General features: G+C 38.8%; 20 protein-coding genes. 2 read left to right on the top strand and 18 right to left on the bottom strand.

Features of this window, described 5'->3' with window-relative positions:
• Positions 1 to 91 precede the first annotated feature (91 nt).
• From MFF31_RS14355 to MFF31_RS14320, 8 genes are all read right to left on the bottom strand, one after another.
• Positions 92 to 2,056, bottom strand: coding sequence for an AraC family transcriptional regulator (locus tag MFF31_RS14355; protein WP_238188801.1), 1,965 nt, complete (start codon positions 2,054 to 2,056; stop codon positions 92 to 94).
• A 291-nt stretch (positions 2,057 to 2,347) separates the two neighbouring features.
• Positions 2,348 to 3,391, bottom strand: coding sequence for an NAD(P)/FAD-dependent oxidoreductase (locus MFF31_RS14350; RefSeq protein ID WP_238188800.1), 1,044 nt, complete (start codon positions 3,389 to 3,391; stop codon positions 2,348 to 2,350).
• Between the two features lie 48 nt (positions 3,392 to 3,439).
• Complete coding sequence (locus MFF31_RS14345; RefSeq protein WP_238188799.1) at positions 3,440 to 5,155, bottom strand: ABC transporter ATP-binding protein; 1,716 nt, start codon at positions 5,153 to 5,155, stop codon at positions 3,440 to 3,442.
• 256 nt (positions 5,156 to 5,411) lie between these two features.
• Positions 5,412 to 6,410, bottom strand: coding sequence for a FecCD family ABC transporter permease (locus tag MFF31_RS14340; RefSeq protein WP_238188798.1), 999 nt, complete (start codon positions 6,408 to 6,410; stop codon positions 5,412 to 5,414).
• The gene (locus tag MFF31_RS14335; protein WP_238192040.1) at positions 6,403 to 7,401 is read right to left on the bottom strand and encodes a FecCD family ABC transporter permease; all 999 of its coding nucleotides are present in this window, start codon (positions 7,399 to 7,401) and stop codon (positions 6,403 to 6,405) included. The genes MFF31_RS14340 and MFF31_RS14335 overlap by 8 nt, the downstream gene beginning before the upstream one ends.
• Positions 7,402 to 7,520: 119 nt before the next feature.
• Positions 7,521 to 9,491 carry an AraC family transcriptional regulator gene (locus MFF31_RS14330; RefSeq protein ID WP_375541316.1) on the bottom strand — a complete coding sequence of 657 codons (1,971 nt, stop codon included), beginning with the start codon at positions 9,489 to 9,491 and terminating at the stop codon, positions 7,521 to 7,523.
• A 336-nt stretch (positions 9,492 to 9,827) separates the two neighbouring features.
• Positions 9,828 to 10,286 (bottom strand): GNAT family N-acetyltransferase, encoded by a 459-nt coding sequence (locus MFF31_RS14325; RefSeq protein WP_238188797.1) that lies wholly within the window; start codon positions 10,284 to 10,286, stop codon positions 9,828 to 9,830.
• Positions 10,287 to 10,317: 31 nt separating this feature from the next.
• Positions 10,318 to 10,608 (bottom strand): antibiotic biosynthesis monooxygenase family protein, encoded by a 291-nt coding sequence (locus MFF31_RS14320; protein ID WP_238188796.1) that lies wholly within the window; start codon positions 10,606 to 10,608, stop codon positions 10,318 to 10,320.
• Positions 10,609 to 10,823: 215 nt separating this feature from the next.
• Here MFF31_RS14320 and MFF31_RS14315 point away from each other — a divergent pair, with 215 nt between their 5' ends.
• The gene (locus MFF31_RS14315) at positions 10,824 to 11,906 is read left to right on the top strand and encodes a hypothetical protein (RefSeq protein ID WP_238188795.1); all 1,083 of its coding nucleotides are present in this window, start codon (positions 10,824 to 10,826) and stop codon (positions 11,904 to 11,906) included.
• Positions 11,907 to 11,910: 4 nt separating this feature from the next.
• Here MFF31_RS14315 and MFF31_RS14310 read toward each other — a convergent pair whose 3' ends face one another.
• The 4 genes from MFF31_RS14310 to MFF31_RS14295 form a co-directional block, all read right to left on the bottom strand.
• Positions 11,911 to 12,456: a GNAT family N-acetyltransferase gene (locus tag MFF31_RS14310; RefSeq protein WP_238188794.1), complete on the bottom strand. Its 546-nt coding sequence runs from the start codon at positions 12,454 to 12,456 to the stop codon at positions 11,911 to 11,913.
• A gap of 106 nt (positions 12,457 to 12,562) precedes the next feature.
• Positions 12,563 to 13,705, bottom strand: coding sequence for a phosphotransferase (locus MFF31_RS14305; RefSeq protein ID WP_238188793.1), 1,143 nt, complete (start codon positions 13,703 to 13,705; stop codon positions 12,563 to 12,565).
• 20 nt (positions 13,706 to 13,725) lie between these two features.
• Positions 13,726 to 14,448 carry a class I SAM-dependent DNA methyltransferase gene (locus MFF31_RS14300; RefSeq protein WP_238188792.1) on the bottom strand — a complete coding sequence of 241 codons (723 nt, stop codon included), beginning with the start codon at positions 14,446 to 14,448 and terminating at the stop codon, positions 13,726 to 13,728.
• A 21-nt stretch (positions 14,449 to 14,469) separates the two neighbouring features.
• Positions 14,470 to 15,087, bottom strand: a complete 618-nt coding sequence (locus tag MFF31_RS14295) for a TetR/AcrR family transcriptional regulator (RefSeq protein WP_238188791.1) — start codon at positions 15,085 to 15,087, stop codon at positions 14,470 to 14,472.
• Between the two features lie 178 nt (positions 15,088 to 15,265).
• On the opposite strand from MFF31_RS14295, the gene MFF31_RS14290 reads away from it, so the two are divergent.
• Complete coding sequence (locus MFF31_RS14290) at positions 15,266 to 16,204, top strand: alpha/beta hydrolase (RefSeq protein WP_238188790.1); 939 nt, start codon at positions 15,266 to 15,268, stop codon at positions 16,202 to 16,204.
• Between the two features lie 22 nt (positions 16,205 to 16,226).
• Here MFF31_RS14290 and MFF31_RS14285 read toward each other — a convergent pair whose 3' ends face one another.
• From MFF31_RS14285 to MFF31_RS14260, 6 genes are all read right to left on the bottom strand, one after another.
• Positions 16,227 to 16,817, bottom strand: coding sequence for an AAA family ATPase (locus MFF31_RS14285; protein ID WP_238188789.1), 591 nt, complete (start codon positions 16,815 to 16,817; stop codon positions 16,227 to 16,229).
• 160 nt (positions 16,818 to 16,977) lie between these two features.
• On the bottom strand, positions 16,978 to 17,952 hold the full coding sequence (locus tag MFF31_RS14280; RefSeq protein WP_238188788.1) for a S66 family peptidase: 975 nt from the start codon (positions 17,950 to 17,952) through the stop codon (positions 16,978 to 16,980).
• A gap of 185 nt (positions 17,953 to 18,137) precedes the next feature.
• Entirely contained in the window at positions 18,138 to 18,611 is a 474-nt protein-coding gene (locus MFF31_RS14275; RefSeq protein ID WP_238188787.1) for an SRPBCC family protein, read from the bottom strand.
• Positions 18,612 to 18,646: 35 nt separating this feature from the next.
• Positions 18,647 to 19,351, bottom strand: a complete 705-nt coding sequence (locus tag MFF31_RS14270; RefSeq protein ID WP_238188786.1) for a metallophosphoesterase family protein — start codon at positions 19,349 to 19,351, stop codon at positions 18,647 to 18,649.
• Positions 19,352 to 19,382: 31 nt separating this feature from the next.
• On the bottom strand, positions 19,383 to 19,811 hold the full coding sequence (locus tag MFF31_RS14265) for a hypothetical protein (protein WP_238188785.1): 429 nt from the start codon (positions 19,809 to 19,811) through the stop codon (positions 19,383 to 19,385).
• A gap of 52 nt (positions 19,812 to 19,863) precedes the next feature.
• Positions 19,864 to 20,409 carry an SDR family NAD(P)-dependent oxidoreductase gene (locus MFF31_RS14260; RefSeq protein ID WP_238188784.1) on the bottom strand — a complete coding sequence of 182 codons (546 nt, stop codon included), beginning with the start codon at positions 20,407 to 20,409 and terminating at the stop codon, positions 19,864 to 19,866.
• Positions 20,410 to 20,413 lie beyond the last annotated feature (4 nt).

Genomic DNA, 20,413 nt, shown 5'->3' with positions numbered 1-20,413 from the left:
CACTATATAATCATTTGTCAATTCTTTTTTTACTGTTCTATTTAAACAAACAACCTCCCAACTATAGTTGAGAGGCTGTTTGCGTGCTTACTTATTTCTTCTGTGATACGTCTACAATCCATTGAGCTAATTCTTGAGTCTGTGCCAGCAGTGCAATCGGATCACGATACCACGAACGTTCCTCATTCCACAAAAAGATTCTACCTTCTCGCACTGCTTTCAGGGAGCCCCAAATAGGGTCCTGTTGCAATTGTTCAAGCGAAGATTCACTCGTTAATACAATATAGTCACCAGCATACTCCGTCAGTTTCTCAATTGATATTTCTGAATAAACCTTCTCCATAATTTCTTGAGGTATAGCTGCTGGAGCAGTTAAGCCGAGTACTTGATAAATATTTCTGCCCCCGCGGCCAGATTTAGGACCAAATGCGAATACTTGTCCATCGTATTCTTGAAATACTGAAAAAGTTGAGCCTTCTGGGACATGACCTTTAATTTTTTCTTTGGCAGCAGCTGTTTGAAGATCATATTGCTTCAACCATTCCGTCGCTTCTGCTTCTTGACTTAACACCTCTCCAAAGTAAGTCATTTCTTCGTGAACACTATTAAATTTATTAGAAGCTATCGAAACGGTTGGTGCGATTTTACTATACTTCTCGTAAACCTCCGGTTTGGTCGTATGTGTAATAATAATATCAGGCTTCATTTCAAGCAGCTTCTCGAATGATTCACCGATATCTTCAACACCATCCAGTTGTCCTTTTAAATATGGGCTATTGAGCAGTACATTATTTGATCCAAGTGGTTCAACACCAAGAGCGATAACTGTTCCAAGATAGTCTACAGATGCAACTCGCTTTGGATCAACCGGAATTGTTACATCACCAAATTGAGTAGACACCGTTTTTGTTTCCGATGATGGCGGAGTCTCCGAAGGATTAGTAGAAGGCGAATTACTAGAAGAAGTCTCTTTCCCTCCTGAACGATTTGAATCCGTGCCTGTTGTTGCATCATTGCCCGCTGAACATGCACTGAGCATAATAGCAAAACAAAGCCATAACGTGGAAAACACAACCGTTTTAGTACCTTTATTCATTGTAAAGTCCTCTTCTCCATTGTATTGATAATGCGTTTCATTATCATTATAAATATAGGTTTGAGAGGAATGATTTTCAATGGACTTTTTTAACGGATTTTTTGCATGATTAGAACTCTGTCCTTGTCTTGCTAAATGTTTATTTCTAAATTGGCCCGGTGCGATACCCATATGTTTTTTGAACATCCGATTAAAGTAGAACAGATCAGAATAGCCCACATTACTTGCAATCTCCTGCAATGAAGCCTCTGTTGTCATAAGTAGAAATTGTGCCTTCTCTATTCTTAGCTTAGTTACAAACTCTATCGGACTGAGACCCGTCTGCTCCTTAAACTTGCGAGACAAATGCTGCGGACTGTAATTAAGAAGAGAAGATAATGACTCTATTGATTTCGATTCTTGGTAGTTTTGGGATAAAAATCGCAATACTTGCTCGGCTAGACTATGTTGATTCATTTCCTCAGCGTTAGATTGCATCTGATACAACAGTCTATGTACAAACTGATAAAAGACCCCTCTGACCTGCAGCTTGTCCAGCTTATTCGGCTGACTCCAATCTCTATACATTTTTTGAACAAAATCGAGTAGCTCTAATCCTCCATTAGGGAGAAAACCAAAAGGTTGCTCGAATGGATTATCACTTTGCATAAGCAACTGAAAATCATAAAGACTGTTTTGTGGCAATACAGCCCTATATAAGATGAGATAATATTCTAAGGTTGACTCAGCTACTATCTCTAAGCTAGCTCCTTTTCCACCGTGCAGTACATAAAAACTGTCAGCATGATGGATACTCTCATCCAGCCATAGCTGACCTCTGCCGCGTGCAATATAGACAAAAGAGCTTGCTGGAAGTATATAGTTGCTTAATGACTCGCCCTGTTCAAGTGTTCTCTGCCTAACATCAAGAACTCTAACGATAGCTTGATCCCATAACTGGATATGATCATCGATGTTCATTTACTTCTGCTCACATCCTTTCTTTACTCACGCAATTAATGAACCGACTAACCTACACTTTATATGATGTAACTTTAGCTCATTCGTTAATTATTGAGAATAATTCTCACTTATATTGTATCTTAAACTAGAAAATCTTTCAAACTACAAAAATTATTTTATTCATATAAGACTACTAGAAACTTGAACATTAGCCCAACGCAAAGGGACCTAGCCATAGGCTAGGTTCCTTTGCTTATGAGACGAATTTAGACATTGAAAGGATATTTTTTCAATAAGGACCTTATGACTTCACTCTTCTTCATCCATCATACCAAGTGCCTTGTTTTTCTCTTTAAAGCGTTCGTTATGGGAGGAAACATATGCCATCGTATCTGCCTCAGGCTCCATATAAAGCTTAGCGCTGTTAAGAGCTAGCACAGCGTCGTTAAATGTTCCCGCAATAAGTCCAACCTTGCTTCTGTAATCTACGAAATCGCCTGCACCAAATATACCCGGGATATCGGTTGCCATCCGATCACCTACGTTCGCATTCCATTCCCCCATGTCGATGCCCCATTCACGAATTGGACCAAAGTCACTTTTCATTCCGTGGTTTACAATTACAGCGTCTACCTCTATACGTTGAATTTCCTTTGTTTCCACATGTGCTATAGTTACATGATCGATACTTGATCCGTTGCTACTATGCAATGCTTCAACAGCATGAGGTGTTAATACATTTACTGAGGACTGCTTCATCTTAGTTACATTGCGTTCATGTCCACCAAACCGGTCACGCCTATGCACAACTGTAACACTCGCTGCAATAGGCTCAAGTTCATTAGCCCAATCAACTGCCGAGTCGCCACCACCAGAAATCAACACATGTTTTCCTCTAAATCCTTCAAGCTCCTGTACCGTATAATACAGATTTGTCACCTCAAAACGATCTGCACCTTCAATTTCCAGCTTAGCCATCTTGCGAATACCATAACCGATTGCCAATATAACTGTTTTAGTATGATGTCGTTCACCGTTTAACGTAGTCAAAATAAAAGTGTTGTCTGGTTGACGCTCATAACTAGTAATCTGCTGTCCAAGTACAATTGTTGGTTCAAATGTATTAGCCTGCTCAATTAATTGAGCAATTAACTTCTCGCAACGTATTGGCGTTACGCCCCCAACATCCCAAATGATCTTCTCTGGATAAGTAAGCAGTCGTCCACCTAGCTGATCTTGTGCATCTATTAATTTCGTCTTTAACTCTCGCATCCCGCTATAAAAAGCTGTGTATAAACCAGCTGGACCTCCGCCAACAATCGTTACATCAAAAAGTTCTAATTGTTCGTTCATTATATGCCTCCACATTCATTTTTTTGAAATTGCTTCTAGTGTCATTTATTAAACGCTAAATTGAGCTCGGTGTAATCGGCTATAGATTCCCTGAGCAGCAATGAGGTCTTCATGTTTCCCTTGCTCTGCAATTCCTTGCTCAGCAACGACAATAATACGATCCGCATTTTTTATCGTCGCAAGTCTGTGTGCAATCACGAGTGTTGTGCGCCCTTGCGAAAGCTCAGATAGCGCCAATTGAATAGCAGCTTCCGTCTCTGTATCTAGTGCTGATGTCGCTTCGTCCAAAATAAGAATCGGCGGATTTTTCAAGAACATACGAGCAATGGACAACCTCTGCTTCTGTCCACCGGACAACTTAACGCCTCGTTCTCCAATGAATGTATCTAGTCCATCAGGCTGTGAAAGAATCAATTCCTCAAGCTGAGCTCTCCGTGCAGCCTGCCAAATATCAGATTCAGATGCGTCCAGCTTTCCGTAAGCAATATTTTCTCGAATAGTGCCGTCAAATAGAAACACATCCTGTTGCACGATACCGATATGTGAACGCAACGATTCTAGCGTCATCTTGCGTGTATCAATTCCATCGATGGTAATTGATCCATATTCTGCATCATAGAAACGTGGAATCAACGAGCATAACGTCGTCTTACCAGCTCCTGATGGGCCAACGAGTGCAACTGTCTCCCCTGCTTTTATCGATAGGTTTACACCTGTAAGTATTTTTTCTTTATTTTCATAGCCAAAGCTTACTTCGTTAAAGCGAATATTTCCTTCTACCTCTTTAACTGCTATCGCATCCGGCGCATCGTCAACATCAGGCTCAGTTTCAAGCAGTTCCAGATATCTTTTAAAACCAGCGATCCCCTTTGGATAAGTCTCAATAACAGAGTTGATTTGTTTAATCGGTCCCAGAAACACATTGGATAACATAACAAAAGCAATAAATTCTCCGTACGACATCTGCTTCTGAATGACAAACCACGTTCCACATATAAGTACAAATATAGAGACACATTTCATCAAAATAAAACTAAGTGACGAGTTCCACGCCATAATTCGATATGTAATCAACTTCGTCATAAGAAAACGTTTATTGTTTTCCGCAAACTTTGCGATTTCATGCTTCTCATTAGCAAATGCTTGAACAACGCGAATTCCACTAACGTTATTTTCAACACGTGCATTATAATCAGCGATATCCGCAAACATCCGATCGAAAGCAGCTGACATTTTGCGGCTGAAATAAAGAGATAAATAAATCATAATTGGCACGATAATGAAGGTTAATACAGCTAACTGCCAATTGATACTAAGCATAATACCGAAAGCTCCAGCGAGCGTCATCATAGCAATAAATAAATCTTCTGGACCATGATGAGCAATTTCTCCAATATCCATTAAATCATTCGTCATCCGGGATACGAGATGTCCCGTCTTGTTGTTATCAAAAAATCGGAATGAAAGCTTCTGCACCCGATCAAATAGCTTTTTGCGCATATCCGATTCAATACTAATGCCAAGCTTATGTCCCCAGTAAGTAACCACATAATGTAATGCAGCGCTAATGACATAAATACCGAGAAGACCTAGACATCCATATAATATCCACTCCCACTCACCACCTGTAAGCAGATCGTCCACTACCCAGTTAACAGCTAATGGAAATGCCAGCTCCAGTAAGGCGGCAAATATGGCGCAAGTAAAATCAATAATAAATAATGTCTTATATGGACGGTAATACGCAAAAAAACGACGAAGCATGTTTATCCTCCTTGTTTCATGTTCTTGATGCCGAATAAACCTTAGTTAATGTATTGATGATATTGATTATCATTCACATTAGGAAACATTATAATCTTTTTGAAAGGCAGAAACAATGGACATTCTGAACATCTTTCAGGACAAAATTCACATTTTTATATAAAGGAATTTTTCTATACATAATGAAAAGAGCCCCACCTTATCGAAACTCATTTCGAAATGTGAGACAAAGAAAAACACGTTTAACTTAAGTTAATCACACCTTCTTACGTTTAAATAATAAATACATAAAGAATGGAGCACCAATTCCCGCCGTAAACACTCCTGCAGGAATATCAAGCGGCTGGAATAACATCCGTCCTGCTAAATCCGCCAGCAATAAAATAATCGCACCTAAAAGTGCGGATACAGGAATGACCATTTGGTACAAGTTGCCAACCATTTTTCTTGCGATATGCGGAGCCATTAGTCCAATAAACGAAATCATTCCGGCTACCCCTACCGCAGCGCCAGCAAGCGCAACACTATAAAATAACAGAATCATGCGGCTAAGTTGTAATCTACTTCCAAGCCCAACTGCTGTTTCCTCCCCCAACGATTGTACGTTCAATTCCTTAGAAAACAACAGTGACATCGGAATAAAAATCGCCACCCATGGCCATAAAATCTCAACATAACTCCAATTAGTTCCGTAAATGCTGCCCGTCATCCAATTTAATACTTGCGCGGCCAGATAAGCGGGACCACTTATCAGTAAAAAAGTCGTAATCGCACCCATCGCCGTAGATATGCCAATACCAATAAGGACAAGCCTAAACGGTGACACTCCCCGCCTCCAAGCAAATACATAATTAATAATGACTGCTGCCAAAGCACCCACAATCGCTATAACCGGAACCCAGTGAATGCTATAACCAGTGAATAACGTCATAAAAGCAACTACAGCAACGGATGCTCCCCCTGTTACCCCCAATAGATCAGGTGAGGCGAGCGGGTTGCGAATGACACCTTGCAATAATGCACCGGATACTGCCAAAGCAGCGCCAATTAATACCGCAGCAATGATGCGCGGCAACCGAAACTGCATAATAATTAAATCACTGCTCCCCGTATTCCGATTCAAAAGCGAGAGCGCAACCTCTTTCAAAGGTATTTTCACTCCTCCAATCGATAAGCAAACGAGTGATAGTGCAATAACGGCGACACCTAACATCATTAAAATGACACTATTTTTTCCTAACCGACGATTAACCATGGTTCCTCCTTCTAGCCACATGAATCAAGAAAGGCACCCCTATAATCGCAGTTGCAACACCTACAGGAATTTCCTTAGACTCAAGGATGAATCGCGATGCAATATCTGCGGTCACAAGCAAAATTGCACCAGTTAATGCACAATAGAGGAGCAGCCACTTAAAATTATTCCCTACTATATACTTGCAAAGATGAGGGACAATAAGCCCTATAAAAGCGATTGGACCAGCCGCAGAAACGGAACTCCCAGCAAGTAACACGATAGCAGCGGCGGACATCACACGTACAAGCGTCATGCGCTGACCTAAACTTTTGGCGCCATCTTCTCCAAGTGCCATAATGTTTAATGATCCTGACAACAACACCGAGATTACAAATCCAGCGGCCATATAAGGAAGCACCATAAACAAATGATCAAGATTTCTGCCCGACACAGAACCAATCATCCAGAACAGAGCAGAATCTAATGACTCTTTATTAATTAAGATAATTCCTGATGTGATAGAAGAAGCAAATGCAGCAATACAAGCACCTGCTAAGGTCAACTTAATTGGCTCGAACCCTCCCCCGCCTTGCATCCCAAGCGTATACACGATTACAGAAGTAATAACTGCACCGGTAAAAGCTAGCCAAATCATGCCAGTCATTGATAAAGAAGATCCGAATACTGATAATCCAACAACAATAAATAAAACTGCTCCTGCATTTACTCCTAATATAGATGGGGAAGCTAATGGATTTCGCGTTAACACTTGCATGATAGCGCCAGCGATCGCCAAGCTTGCTCCTACTGCTGCTGCAATTAAAGCACGCGGCACACGTGTTGTCGTCAAAATCAAATGTTCATTGGAACCATCAAATTCGCTGTAAGCGAGCCACAAGTCTTTGACTCCGAATTGTTGATGCCCAAATAATATACTTGCTACCATACTAATTATTAATACAATGATGCCTACTACTAGTCCTACAATCTTGCTCCTGTTGCTTTGCATCATGAATAACCTTTTTGTACCCACGTTGAGCCTCCTGGATGAGCAGCCCTATTGAACCGCTGAAATAAACAATAAGCTGACGCTATTCCGGCGCCAGCTTGTTATTTTAATTTACAACTCTACTTAATTTCAAAGTATTTGACCAACTCGTCCAGCAATAAATTAGCTGCTTCATAGCCGCCTGCTGAATTCCAGATCCCTTCGTCCACTTTAATAACTTTATTATTTTTAGCTACACTCAAGTTTTTGAATAGAGGATCGTTTTTCCATTCTTCCACCACTTTTGCTCCGTCTGTTTTACCCGGTGCTTCCGATACGAAGTAGAACATGACATCCCCATCCATGCTAGGAATCGTTTCTTTGGACATTACTTCGATGAAGGAGTCTTTATCCTGCGCTGCAGGACGGGCAATTCCTAATTGGCTTAAGAGAACACCTGAGAATGTTTGCTTCTGATAAATACGTACTTGGTTAGCGGAGAAACGTACAACAGATACTTTCGTATCCGCTTTGCTGCCCAGCTTAGCCTTCACATCCTCCACACGTTTGTCGAAGGCGGCCATTACCTTCTCTCCTTCTTCTTTCTTATTTAATGCCTCTGAATAAAGCTTGAAATTAATTTTCCAGTCTCCTACCAAATCAGCAGAAAATACGGTTGGTGCGATTTCTTTCAATTGCTCATATATTTTCTCTTGTCTAATCTTGTTACCGATAATTAGATCCGGTTTAAGACTGGCGATTAACTCAATGTTTGGTTGAAGTTCATCCCCAACTACAGTAACCCCCTCCATATCTTCTTTGATATGGTTGTACCAAGGATCGCCAACCCATGACTGTACTGCTCCAACTGGTTTGATGCCAACTGCAAGCAATGCTTCTGTTCCTTCATTCGTTAATATAACGACACGTTGTGGGGTACCGGTAAGTGTTTCTTCCCCCATCGCATGTTTAATAACTCTTGATTCGGCAGCAGCAGTTGCAGTCGGAGTAGCTGTAGCTTCGACAACGCTGCTAGGCGTGCTGCTGCTTGAAGGTTTAGCATTATTGCCTCCTGCTCCGCAAGCGCTCAAAAATAATGCAAAACAAAATAATAACGTTGCTGCCATTGCTGTTTTCGACTTTCTATACATTGGTAAATCCCCTTTTCCGTTATATTGATAATGATTATCATGCCCGTTAACAATATAACGTTGAACCTTTCTTGGAACAATGGCATATCTAAACATGGAGGATGGATTATTTCGGCGTTTATTTTGATTTTGAGCATTTTCTTTAAAAAGAGTTGGCGATACCCCTACTTGCTTCTTAAAGAGTCGGCTGAAATAATAACTGTCCGAATAACCAACGTGTTCGGCTATATCTTTCAAAGTATAATCAGTAGATAGCAATAATGCCTTGGCTTTATTTATACGAACTTGAATTAAATAATCAATTGGGCTCGTTTTCTCTCGATTCTTAAATGATCGAAGTAATTGACTCGCGCTGCAATCCAACATTTCTACTAGAGATTCAAGAGTAAGTTGTTCACTGTAATGCTCCTCCATATATCGGATGACTTGCGCCACAAGATCAGGTTTTACTGAACTGACGTTTTGATGTTCCATTTGCTCTAACAATTCATGCAGCAATTGATAAAACAACGATTTGATATGTAACTTTTCCAATGATTCCGCCGCTTGCTGCCATTCCTTGTACATTTGTTCCAATTTAGGAAAGATAGAAATCGGATAATCAGGGGTAAATACATATTGTATTTGAAAAGGATTTTCCTTCTCCATAATCTTTTGTAGCCCTTGTCTTGAAGGAAGTGCTAATACTGCCCTGTACAAAATCATGTAATAGTCTAAAGTCTCCTCAGCAACGATGTCCAAACAAAGTCCTTTACCACCATGCAATATACTAAATTTATTTAACAAATGGACCATATTGTCCAGTTGAATGTTGGCACTACCGGATGATACGTATAGGAAGGCACTTGCAGGCAAGCGATAAGCATGCAACTTGTCTCCCTGTTCCATGCTGATATGGCGTATATCTAAAATGTTGATAAAGGCATGATTCCATAACAATGCATGATCTTTATAGTTCACTAGATTCATCTCCCTTTCTCGAGGGCTCATTTCCGACCTTCAGGACATGTATCTATTATAATTGATAATAATTATCATTTGCAACGGGAATTTATTTATGTTTACGCTCACACGTGATAACTTCTATGCTCTCTTGTCGGATTAAACAATAGTGCATACACAAAAAAAACGCCTTGTTTGGCGTTTTGTTTTTCCGTATAAAGGCAGGAGAGGCGGTAATGTTTGTGATAGCAAAAATCTTGCGAAAACGATCTTTCTGTTCTATTTCATAAAGCTCTTACAGGGTAACAAACCCTCATGGCAAAAATATGGTATCGGGAGTTCTCTTCTTTTTTTCTATTCATGAAATTGATTCAGTTTTGTATTCATTTGTATGGAATATGGCTGGAATCCAGCCCTTACCCAAAATTGATGACCCGTGGTGTTAGCAGCCAAAACATCAATACTAAGCGTATCTACAGATGCAAAACGTAAATTTTTCAGCAGTTCGATACCTTGCATACCGTAACCACGTCCCCGAAATATGCGCTCGATAAAATATTGCCTTAGATAGACATCTTGCTTCTGTGGATTTGCACTACTGACACTAAATCGATAGAGCGCGTAGCCAATTGGCTCGTTTTCTATCATGAGGATATCCGCCCGATAATCCGTAGCAAGAAAACCTCTCATTCGTTGTTCAAGTTTTATAACATTCATTGGATTAGAGCTGCCCTCATCATCAATAAGCTCTTTGTTCATTCGTCCTAATAAGCGAATATCTGCTTCAGTCGCAATATTTATAGAGAGTTTCATTACCTACTCACACCTTTTTATAGAAGGTTAGTTAAACAATTCGCTCAAAATGTTCGACGGTTGGGAATGGATCGTAAAAATGATGGAGTAACGATTTCCACTCCAAATACTCTTTCGACTCTCTAAAGCCTATTGTGTGATCCTCTAGTGTTTCCCACTTAACTAATAAAATATATTTGTTGCTATCCTCGATACACTTCTGAAGCTCATGATCAATGTAACCTTTCATCGTTGAAATAATGTTTGAAGCTTGTCTAAAGTTACCTTCAAACTCTTCTGTCATACCAAACTTCACTTGTAACATAGCAACTTCTAGTATCATCGTAGATCTCCTCCTACTTTCAACCTAATAAAATGAAGCAGTTCCTATAATACTCTTACATAACTACCCCCAAACCGGGTAAATTATGTTATTATATCATGTAACATTGCTCATGGTTAAAAAAGTTTTAATGTTTTTTAAGGACAAAACGTTGTTTGAGGAAACCTGCTCCAAAACGGACAAGTTCCTCTTAATATTAAGGGAGTGTACGTATTATGAAGGATTCATTTCGTTGGTTTGGATTAACTTTACTCTTGTTCATATTCGCTCTAATTTTACTTTCTTTCCGAATGGCTAATTCTGTGTCTGCAAATGGAGGACCATTGTCTTGGCCGCCCTCTGGGGAAGGTCCTTTACAATTCGATCCACATTCAGGGATAAATCTTGTAAAAGAAGTGATTAGTTATGACGTCCAAACAAATAGACATGATCTAGCAATCGTCACAATTGAATATGTATTAAAAAATACTAACGCTGAGGACAAAAATATCGACATGTTGTTTATTACACCAGTTAGCGAATCTGATGATTTTTTGGTTCTGAACGGGACTGTAGAAATACCAACCACTACAATTCCTGACGTCCAGATAGATGGTTGGGAACCGTCAACGTCTATGACATTTGTAGAACCTATCAGTGGTCAAAGTTTTCATTATAAAGATCAAAAAGCTGCCACAGTTTCATCTGAGCCACCCCTTACCGGAAGTTCCTTCCGTCTTGCTTTCCAAGCAGGAGAAAGCAAAAATTTAAAAATACAGTATACAAGTTACAGCGGAATTCACAAGTTAGGATTAGTCCATTCAACATTTACCCATTTATATTATTTAACTCCCGCTTCGTTCTGGAAGGATACACCCAATGTTGAATTAAACATAAGCGTCCCCAACTCTCGATTCCGATTACACTCGAATATTCCAATGATCAAAGAAACTATTACTTCCTATCAGGTCAAACTGGATCAACTGCCCGGTAAAGAATGGCAATTTTCACTTGTAGATAGTTCCGGACTTTTGTACGGAACAAACGACTCTTCTACTCATTTCACCTACAGTTTGTTAATTGTGATCATCACAACCATCGTTGTGTTTCTAATCGGATTACTCAGAAAGCAAAAAAGTATACTAGTTGGTGGTGCGGTAGTAATAGGATTGTTTATGTATCTCTTTTTTCGCACGTTATTTGATAATGTAATACTGAATATTATAGCGGTAACTATTTTTTGGTTGATCTCCGTCATAGTGCTAGGAATCGCATTTGTTATCGTTGATCGGAAAACCAAGAGCATGAATAAACCTTGAAGGATTAATCAATAAATCTTCCCATAATAATTGTGTTGTAAAACTTTCCGTCGGACAACATTTTATCGTTTTTCAACAAACCTTCAATTTCAAATCCAAGTTTCTTGTACAGCGCAATCGCACTGTCATTTGTTTCAAGTACACTCAAGGACATTTTTTTGATGCCATTAGAGTCTGCCCACGATTTCGATTGTTGAAGTAGATTTTTCCCGATACCGTATCCCCAGTATTGCTTTAACACGCATACTCCAAACACTACTTTATGAGCGAGTCTTTTCAAATGACTGCCTTCGCATCTCGAGAACCCAACGATTCGCTCATCTACTACAGCAACTAAAAATAAGTTTCTTGGGTGCTCAGCATCCGTTTTTATTATCTCATCAAAGCCTAATACATCAATGAAGCCTTCGCCTTGCCCTCTGTCCATATTCTCAGTTTCTCCATCAATCTGTCCTCTTAATGGAGACAATTGTATAGCGTCTTTCTCTGTAGCAGATCTAATCGTGTAATCTAAACCATTTATTACAAAGTGCTGATTGTTATAAATCATTGATTAAAGCCCCTTCTTCAAATAATGATGACGATGACCGCCCGCATTTTCAGTCTTTTCATACACTTCGAAACCAAATTTCTATCATCTTATTGAATGAATGAGTCTACATTATAAGTGCTCTTAATTTGTCAGCCTCAACAGACATAACTCTATGAATAGCAATAATTTGCTCAAGCTGATCAACTCTAACTTGAAGCTTTGTATTGTGCGGTTCTTTTTGTAACTGAGCAGCTAATGAAAAGTACACAGGAACCTCCCACACACTGCGCAAGGCAGTAGCTAAACAGAAGCCATATCGAGCAAGTCTTTCATCACCTTGCCATCCCATATCTCTTAGTCCTAGCATATAGGCGTCAAATAAAGATGATTGGAGTGCATCATATTGATGGGACGGAATAATACCAAGACCCATAGTCAAACCAAACATTTTCCCAAGATCTTCACCTACACCTGAAATACTCATAAATTGCCAGTCTATCAGCACTATTCCATCCTTATTATTATGATCCTGCACTAGCAGCATGTTCATTTGACTTAAATCTTGATGTGCTAATACACGTGGCAATTTTGCGAGAGAAGACACATTTGATTCAAGTTGCTGACTAAATGATTGAAACCAAGTCCAAATACTTCGCTCATTATCCTTATCTAAACGTTCTATGTATGCTTCCGATTTTGGCGCATATATTTGGCTTGCAGTTGTCCACGACTTCAGCCACTCTCTGCATATCCACTCTTGTTTAGGTAATTCTCTTCCATTGAGATATGCGCCATTAAAACGGCCTAACTGACGAGCAATAAAGTTAAATTGATGCTGTGAGCATGCATACTGACCTACGATATGTTCCATCCACAACCAAATAGTTCCATCTTGTTGTTCTTCCACAAGATAGCTTTTAGGAGCTTGAATACAATCAGGAAGCTCATCTAGTAATTTTGATTCAAAAATTAGCGCTTCACGGCGCCAATAATTATGATGCTCCAGCTGATCCTTCTCTGCACTATCAGACTTTATAACTTTCACTATAATGGACCATGGTAATCGCTCCTTCATTATGGACGCAAAACCATGTAGGTGAAAAATGCCCGATGTTGTGAAATTAAGCGTATCATAACTTAAATGATCACATGTGATCGTTAAACGTTCTATTGCTTTTTCACCAAAAACATCGGAAAGACAACCATATAGCTGTTCGATCTTATTCTCTATAGGTAATTTTGAATGGTTATAGATGATAGGCTCCACACCCATAGCACTCCTTTCATTTATTTTCTAGCTGAGAGAGATAGAAATAACGGTATTTTTAACCTGCGTTCGTAAGTAGCTTCATTTTCAAAGTGTTCCCTTCGGGGTGTTGATTCCCTCAAGTGTTCAACCGAAAACCCTGCTCTTTGCAACGCTCGGAAATAGTCTTCAATCGAACGATGATACTTATGAACAGTTCCTCCCAGCCATTGTTGCTCGCGGAAACCATCTTTAAAATAATTGTCAACGATCCAATTTGTCCGTATGCCGGAGGGTTGAAGTGTCGAAGTTATTACGGGATGTTCAATAGAGAAGATAAAGCTTCCGCTCGACGTTAACGTTTTATAGATTTTTAGAAACATACTATCTATATCCTCTATATAATGAATAGCAAGCCTGGATACTACGAGATTAAAGGTGTCTTCTGGATAGTCCCACCCTTCTATTGAGGTTTGGATTACCTTACCTTGCTGACCAACGAGAAATGTCGAAGCCCGTTCAACCATGTTTGAAGAACCTTCAATTCCGATATACTGTTCGCAGCCTAAATCAAATAATTCTTTAGCGAAACGCGCATCCCCACAACCTAAATCCAACGTTTTTTTGCAATTAACTTCTCCAAGCAGTTCACAAATCACTGGTTTTTCAAGCGTATCGTTTGCATTTTCCTTCCCTTTCCGCCGTTCCATATAGTTATCAAAATTAGCATCAACATCATAAAATTCATAACCATTGTAGCTCATAAGACCCTCCAATTTTGGTTATTACGCACTTGGACAATTCAACCCACTCGCACGATGCGGACCTAACATCATCATTTTTGATAATTGCTCCGCCATAACTGTTACCGAATCGGATAAATTGTTTTCTAGCCAGTGTAAAATAATTGCTGTATAAGCCCCAGTTACAAATGTAGTCAGCAGTTGCTTTGATACGACAAATTGTCGTTCATCTGGCTGCATGAGCGATATACTTTCCATGTATCGTTCGTAGATTAATTCGGTTAATCGTCGTCTGAATATTGGGACTTCTATCAGCATGACGCGATAGAAATTAGCATTTTGTCCAATATGCTCGAACATTCGGATATAGAAAGTAAGCGGATCATAATTATCGTACGTTTTTTTCATATTTTTTATTGCTTCTTCTTCAGTCGTCTCCCTCACTGCCTTGAGGAGCATTTCATCCATACATATTTGAAGTAAATCCTCTTTATCCAAATAGTGATAGTAAAAAGTAGATCGATTAATGTTGGCACATTCTGTAATATCTTGAATTGTAATCGCAGCGTAGCTTTTTTCGGACATGAGTCTAATTAGAGCATCTTTTATAAACTGACGTGTCCTTTTTATTCGACGATCGACTGTATGATTTTCTATCAACGGCTTCCTCCTTTTCAAAAATAGAGAGTTATCAAACAGATGAATGTGTAACTGTTGGATATCGTACAGGATGAGATTATCTGCTGGTTGTCACTATGTTATTTCCAATTATAATCAAAAGTAAGTTTTAATAACATATAAAATAATTTTCTGAAACAGGAAGAGAGGAATAATAACTATGCCGTTACATCCACAAATTCATGGCTTCCTCACAAGAATCGAAAATCTCTCCAAACAAGTTTCTCCAGAGGAAATGACAATTGCTCATCTTCGGCAGTATTTCACAATGACTTGGGCTACGGACCATATTGAGGAGGTTTATAAAGTTCAGGATCTTAAATGTCCTGGACCTGAAGGTCATATACCACTACGTATCTACATACCTGAAGGTGAGGCACCATTTCCTGCACTAATCTACTATCATGGTGGCGGATTTGTATTAGGGGGTCTTGAATCACATGATTCAATTTGTCGTTCAATTGCAAATAAAGCCTCCTGTATTGTCGTCGCTGTAGACTATCGACTAGCGCCAGAGCATAAATTTCCTGCGGCAGTAGAAGATGCATACGCAGCACTAACCTGGGTATTTCAACATACCGAAGAACTTAATATAAACCCTCAAAAAATTGCTGTAGGAGGCGATAGCGCTGGCGGGAATCTTGCAGCAGTAATGTCCATTAAAGCGGCTGAACGAGGGGGTACTCCTATCGTTTATCAATTGTTAATTTATCCTGCCGTAACAACAGATACGAGTTTTCAGTACCCCTCCATGATTGAAAATGCTACTGGATATTTATTAACGAGAGAGTCTATTCTATGGTTCTATAGTCAATACTTATCCAAACTTGAGGATATTTCAGATTCCTTTGCTTCCCCATTGTTACATGGAGATTTAAGCAATCTGCCTCCAGCTATGATCATTACAGCACAATTTGATCCACTAAGAGATGAAGGGGCGGCTTACGCAGAACGACTGCAATCAGCCGGGGTTCCTGTTAATTATAAATGTTATGAAGGCATGATCCATCAATTTTTTCATCTGGCGCATGAGATAGATACTGCTAATCAAGCACTTGAAGATGCCACTCTTGCATTAAAAGCTACATTCAACAGCTAATGATTAATCTAACTACCTTCTTTTAAAATCGTATATGCTTCATTTGGGTTATTATTCGATCATACGACTTTCGAAATTTGCTTCTCTTGTCTGGTAACAATTCTAACTCGGCTCTTGATGCTAAATAAGATATAACCTCTTGAGTAGTCATCGAATTAGTATCGATATGATGCTGGAAAACTTCTAACGATAATCCTGCAATACATCGATCAATCTGCTCCGCTGCCCATGATTTTTTTCCTTCGCCCCTGCTTTGGAGCCGTTTTAACAAAGTCTCTTTTGTCGCACATAAAGCAAAGTGTTTAACTTCAATCCCTTCATTCTCAAGTTTCCCAACAATTTCAGCAAATTTTATAGGATCTACAATAGTCATTGGGACGATGATCGTTCCATTGTATACATGAGCGATGTGACTTAGCACTGTATAATTAATTTCTCGCCATATCGGATAGTCTTGGAAATCACTCTTCTTTATTTCTTTCGGAATGTTTTTCTGAATAAAATATCCGATGTTCTCAGGATCATAAATAAATGATTGAGGTAATCTTCTATGCAGCTCATATGCTGTTTGTGTTTTTCCAGACCCGAATGCTCCATTTATCCAAATAATCATGTAATGGACCTCACAATCTTTAATATTTGACGAAGCTACTTAAATGCCTTATAGCATCTTCTCCAATACTTTTGTCATTTGTATCCATGACCTCAGTCGCAAGCTCCTTAGGGCCCTATTGTCGTAGGGCCTCTCCATAAACCATTTTTCTATGACGTTATTATTCTGATATATTCACTTCTATCGTATTATCAAAAGCATGCAACGAAACTTTTCCACCTACAGGGAAAGTAATTAACGGAGACGTATGACCAAAGTCCATATCTGCAATAACAGGGATATGATCTAGCTCCACTTTTGATTTTATAATTTTTTGTAGAAGTTCTTTCGTCATATTTGAAGATTTTTGGAATCTGCCTATTACAATTCCTTTAACTCCTTCGAATGATGGCTGATGAATGAGAGACTGCAAATCTCTATCGAATGCATGAGGTTGAACCTCGTAGTCATCTTCCAGAAACAAAATAGCATTTTTTAAATTTGGCATATATTCTGTACCTTGCAACAAATTAAACGTACATTGATTACCTCCAATAATCGTTCCTTCTGCTGCTCCTGCATTAATGACATATGGACCCTCATTGTTTGTAAATGAACGAATTTCTTGATCCATATACCAAGCATCATCACTCCATTGGCCAGAAGGACTAATCTTAATCTCCGCATCCTGCATCATTATTTTCTTGAAGTAATCCATCGTATACTCATTCCCGTGCAACATTGCTAGTGTAGAGAAGTGTGGTCCTGAATAAGTGATTAAGCCTGTTTTTGCAAATATAGCATTGCTTAATGCAGTGATATCAGAATAGCCACATAGACGCTTTGGATTAGCCTTAATTAATTCATAATCAATATGTCTTAGTAACTGGTTACTATTAAAACCTCCTATCGTTGTAAGAATCCCTTTTACGTTTGGATCTGCAAATGCAGCATGAAGATCCTCAATTCGTGAACGGACGGACGACGAAACAAATTGGTCGGATTCCAATGAATGTTCCGAGAAAGACACTTTAAAACCCATTTCCTCAAGTCTTGCCTTTGCTATGTTCCGATGATCAACTGCTATCATTGACATACTTCGTGATGGTGAAATTATCCGAATTTCATCGCCTGCTATTAACTTTGCTGCTTTCATATGTACACATCCTTATGTTGTAGTAGAAGAAGCATTAAGCTCATTGCAATCTTTTCAGAATTATATACCAATTCTCCCATTTCAGCATATAGACGAGAAATTCTTTCAAAAAGTTGTGAAATACAAAAAAAACGAGCCCTGGAAATGCATAATAGCTCGTTTTGTATGTATACCATTCCATTACTTTAATTTTGTTTGCCATCGACTCTGCCTTCTGCTAATTCCTTTAATTGTTGATTTCGATGCTCTAAAAACTTTCTCATATATCTCTTTAATATTAATCTTTCGGTTAACCATCCAATAATGCCAAAAGGTGCTTCAAAAACCAATTTGTCTTTCATTAATGTCTTTCCGTTAAACTCTTCAAACATATGCTCGTGTCTAAGGTTTTTAAATGCTCCCTTCATCATTTCATCTACAAAAAAGAAGGGTCTGTTGTACTCCGTAATTTTAGAAGTTAATTTCTGCCTAATTAGAAAGTGTGTCGCTTGAAAGGTAACCGTCTCCCCTTCACCAATCATACCCTTCGTTACACCTGCAATTGCTCTTTCATTCGTATGCTTCCATACCGTCTCTGTGTGTACCTCGATATTGCTAGCTAGGTCAAAACAAATGTCAATTGGTGCATTGATATATACTTCAACATTTACGACTACCACCCTGTACACCTCATCCAGTATTCCATCTTCAAGTATTAACGCTTTATTGACTCCGTCTTGTACTTTCCATCTTCATAGATCAGACAATTCAATTGCAACCCATATGCACAGCCACCATCAATGCCGATCTTCCCTTGACCAAACCAGATATTTGGCGAGTTATGCAGCTCTACCGTTCTTGTATGTCCGAATACAACCGTTTTCTCTAATTGTAAATTTGCTTGATAGAATGCACCCTTAATATACATAAAATCATAATCAGGCTGTTCCTTCCAATTTGGATATGCTGGGTTGATTCCTGCATGAACGTAAATATGTTTTTCATCTTCATAATGAAGAGGTAATTGTGAAAGAAATGAAATATGTTTTGAATATTGCCCTCGAATATGGCAAATAAGGCTCTCTAGCGACTCAGCTGCATTAGTCATAATATCACTGCAATAGCTCTTAATTGTCTCCCGGCCACCATGATCCATAAATTTATGCTGAATTTCAGAGCTGTTTTGCCTAACCAAATCTACAAATCTTTGATCATGATTACCTCTAAGTGCGATAACACGATGATTTTCAACTAAATCAATCACTCGATCTACAACTTCCCGGCTGTTAGGTCCACGATCAACATAATCACCAATCAAAATTAATTGATCTCTACTTGAATCGTATTCTATTTTTTTCAGCAGGTCATTAAATGGATCAATACAACCGTGAATATCACTTATCATTAAAGTTCTTTTCATTATGTTGCCCCTTTTATATATCTCGTTGTAATCATTCCTTTATTATTTTCAAAACTAATTTTTCTGTTATGCCATCATGTGTAATGCTCAAATTATATTCTTCTTGTTTGTTCTTTACCAAATTCAAATAATCACTATTAAATTCACTAGAAACTTGAAAACTTCTAACCCCTTGTAATTTCTGTGGATAGGTACTTGCTGATTTTATCCCTTCACCTTCAAGCACATACTCAAAAGGTTTTAATTCCGCTTGCCTATTACCTATATGCTGGATGTATAGGGATTCAAATATAGTTCCTCTATCTTCAAAAAACGTAAGTGTGGACGCCCAAGTCTGTCCTTTGCCATAATAAACGAGTATTTTATCATCTGTCTGCTCTTTAGATTCAGATTTAGATTCACAGCCAGTAATCATTATCAAAGTAAATAGAACAATTATTAATAGTCTTTGCATATACATTCACTCTCTCTTCATTATTACTCGAATCGTTACATGATGCTACTAAAATAAATTAAGGTCTCATTTCCCATGGTTCCAAAACACCGACAATAGAAACTGCTTCTTCATTATCTAATGCATGGAGAACTCCACCAGATATCTCTTTGTTCGTTAACCATCTTGCACTATTATTCTGAACGATGAAGCCAAGTTTTACTTGGTGATACTTACAATTGCTTGGGATGTCCAATCCCATTTTCACCTCTAGCAAATTACTTCTGCTCCCTAACACATGGTAAACGTCGAATGTTTCCTTTGTTGCCATTTCATCAATGATGATACTTAAAGCTTCGGATTCATTAGAATGAATCCAAGCAACAACACAATCAATATCGCCAACATTATTTTCTTTAGTCCGCATTGCATGTTGAAGTTTTTCAAAGTCCTCGTAATCTAATGACAATCCATTAAAAAGCTCTGGATAATGGCATTGATTCTGAAGCTGATCTAATCGAGACTGATTTCTAGCAATTACCGTTACTTTATTTCCTTCGTTAACAAGCTTACAAACTACTTCCGAAAGCATACCTGTACCACCAACTACTAAGTAATGTTTCATTTCC

Source organism: Paenibacillus sp. L3-i20 (assembly GCF_022180385.2).
Classification (GTDB): Bacteria; Bacillota; Bacilli; order Paenibacillales; family Paenibacillaceae; genus Pristimantibacillus.
Note: the sequence above shows the minus strand (reverse complement) of the source record. Positions and strands in the feature narration are given on the sequence as shown.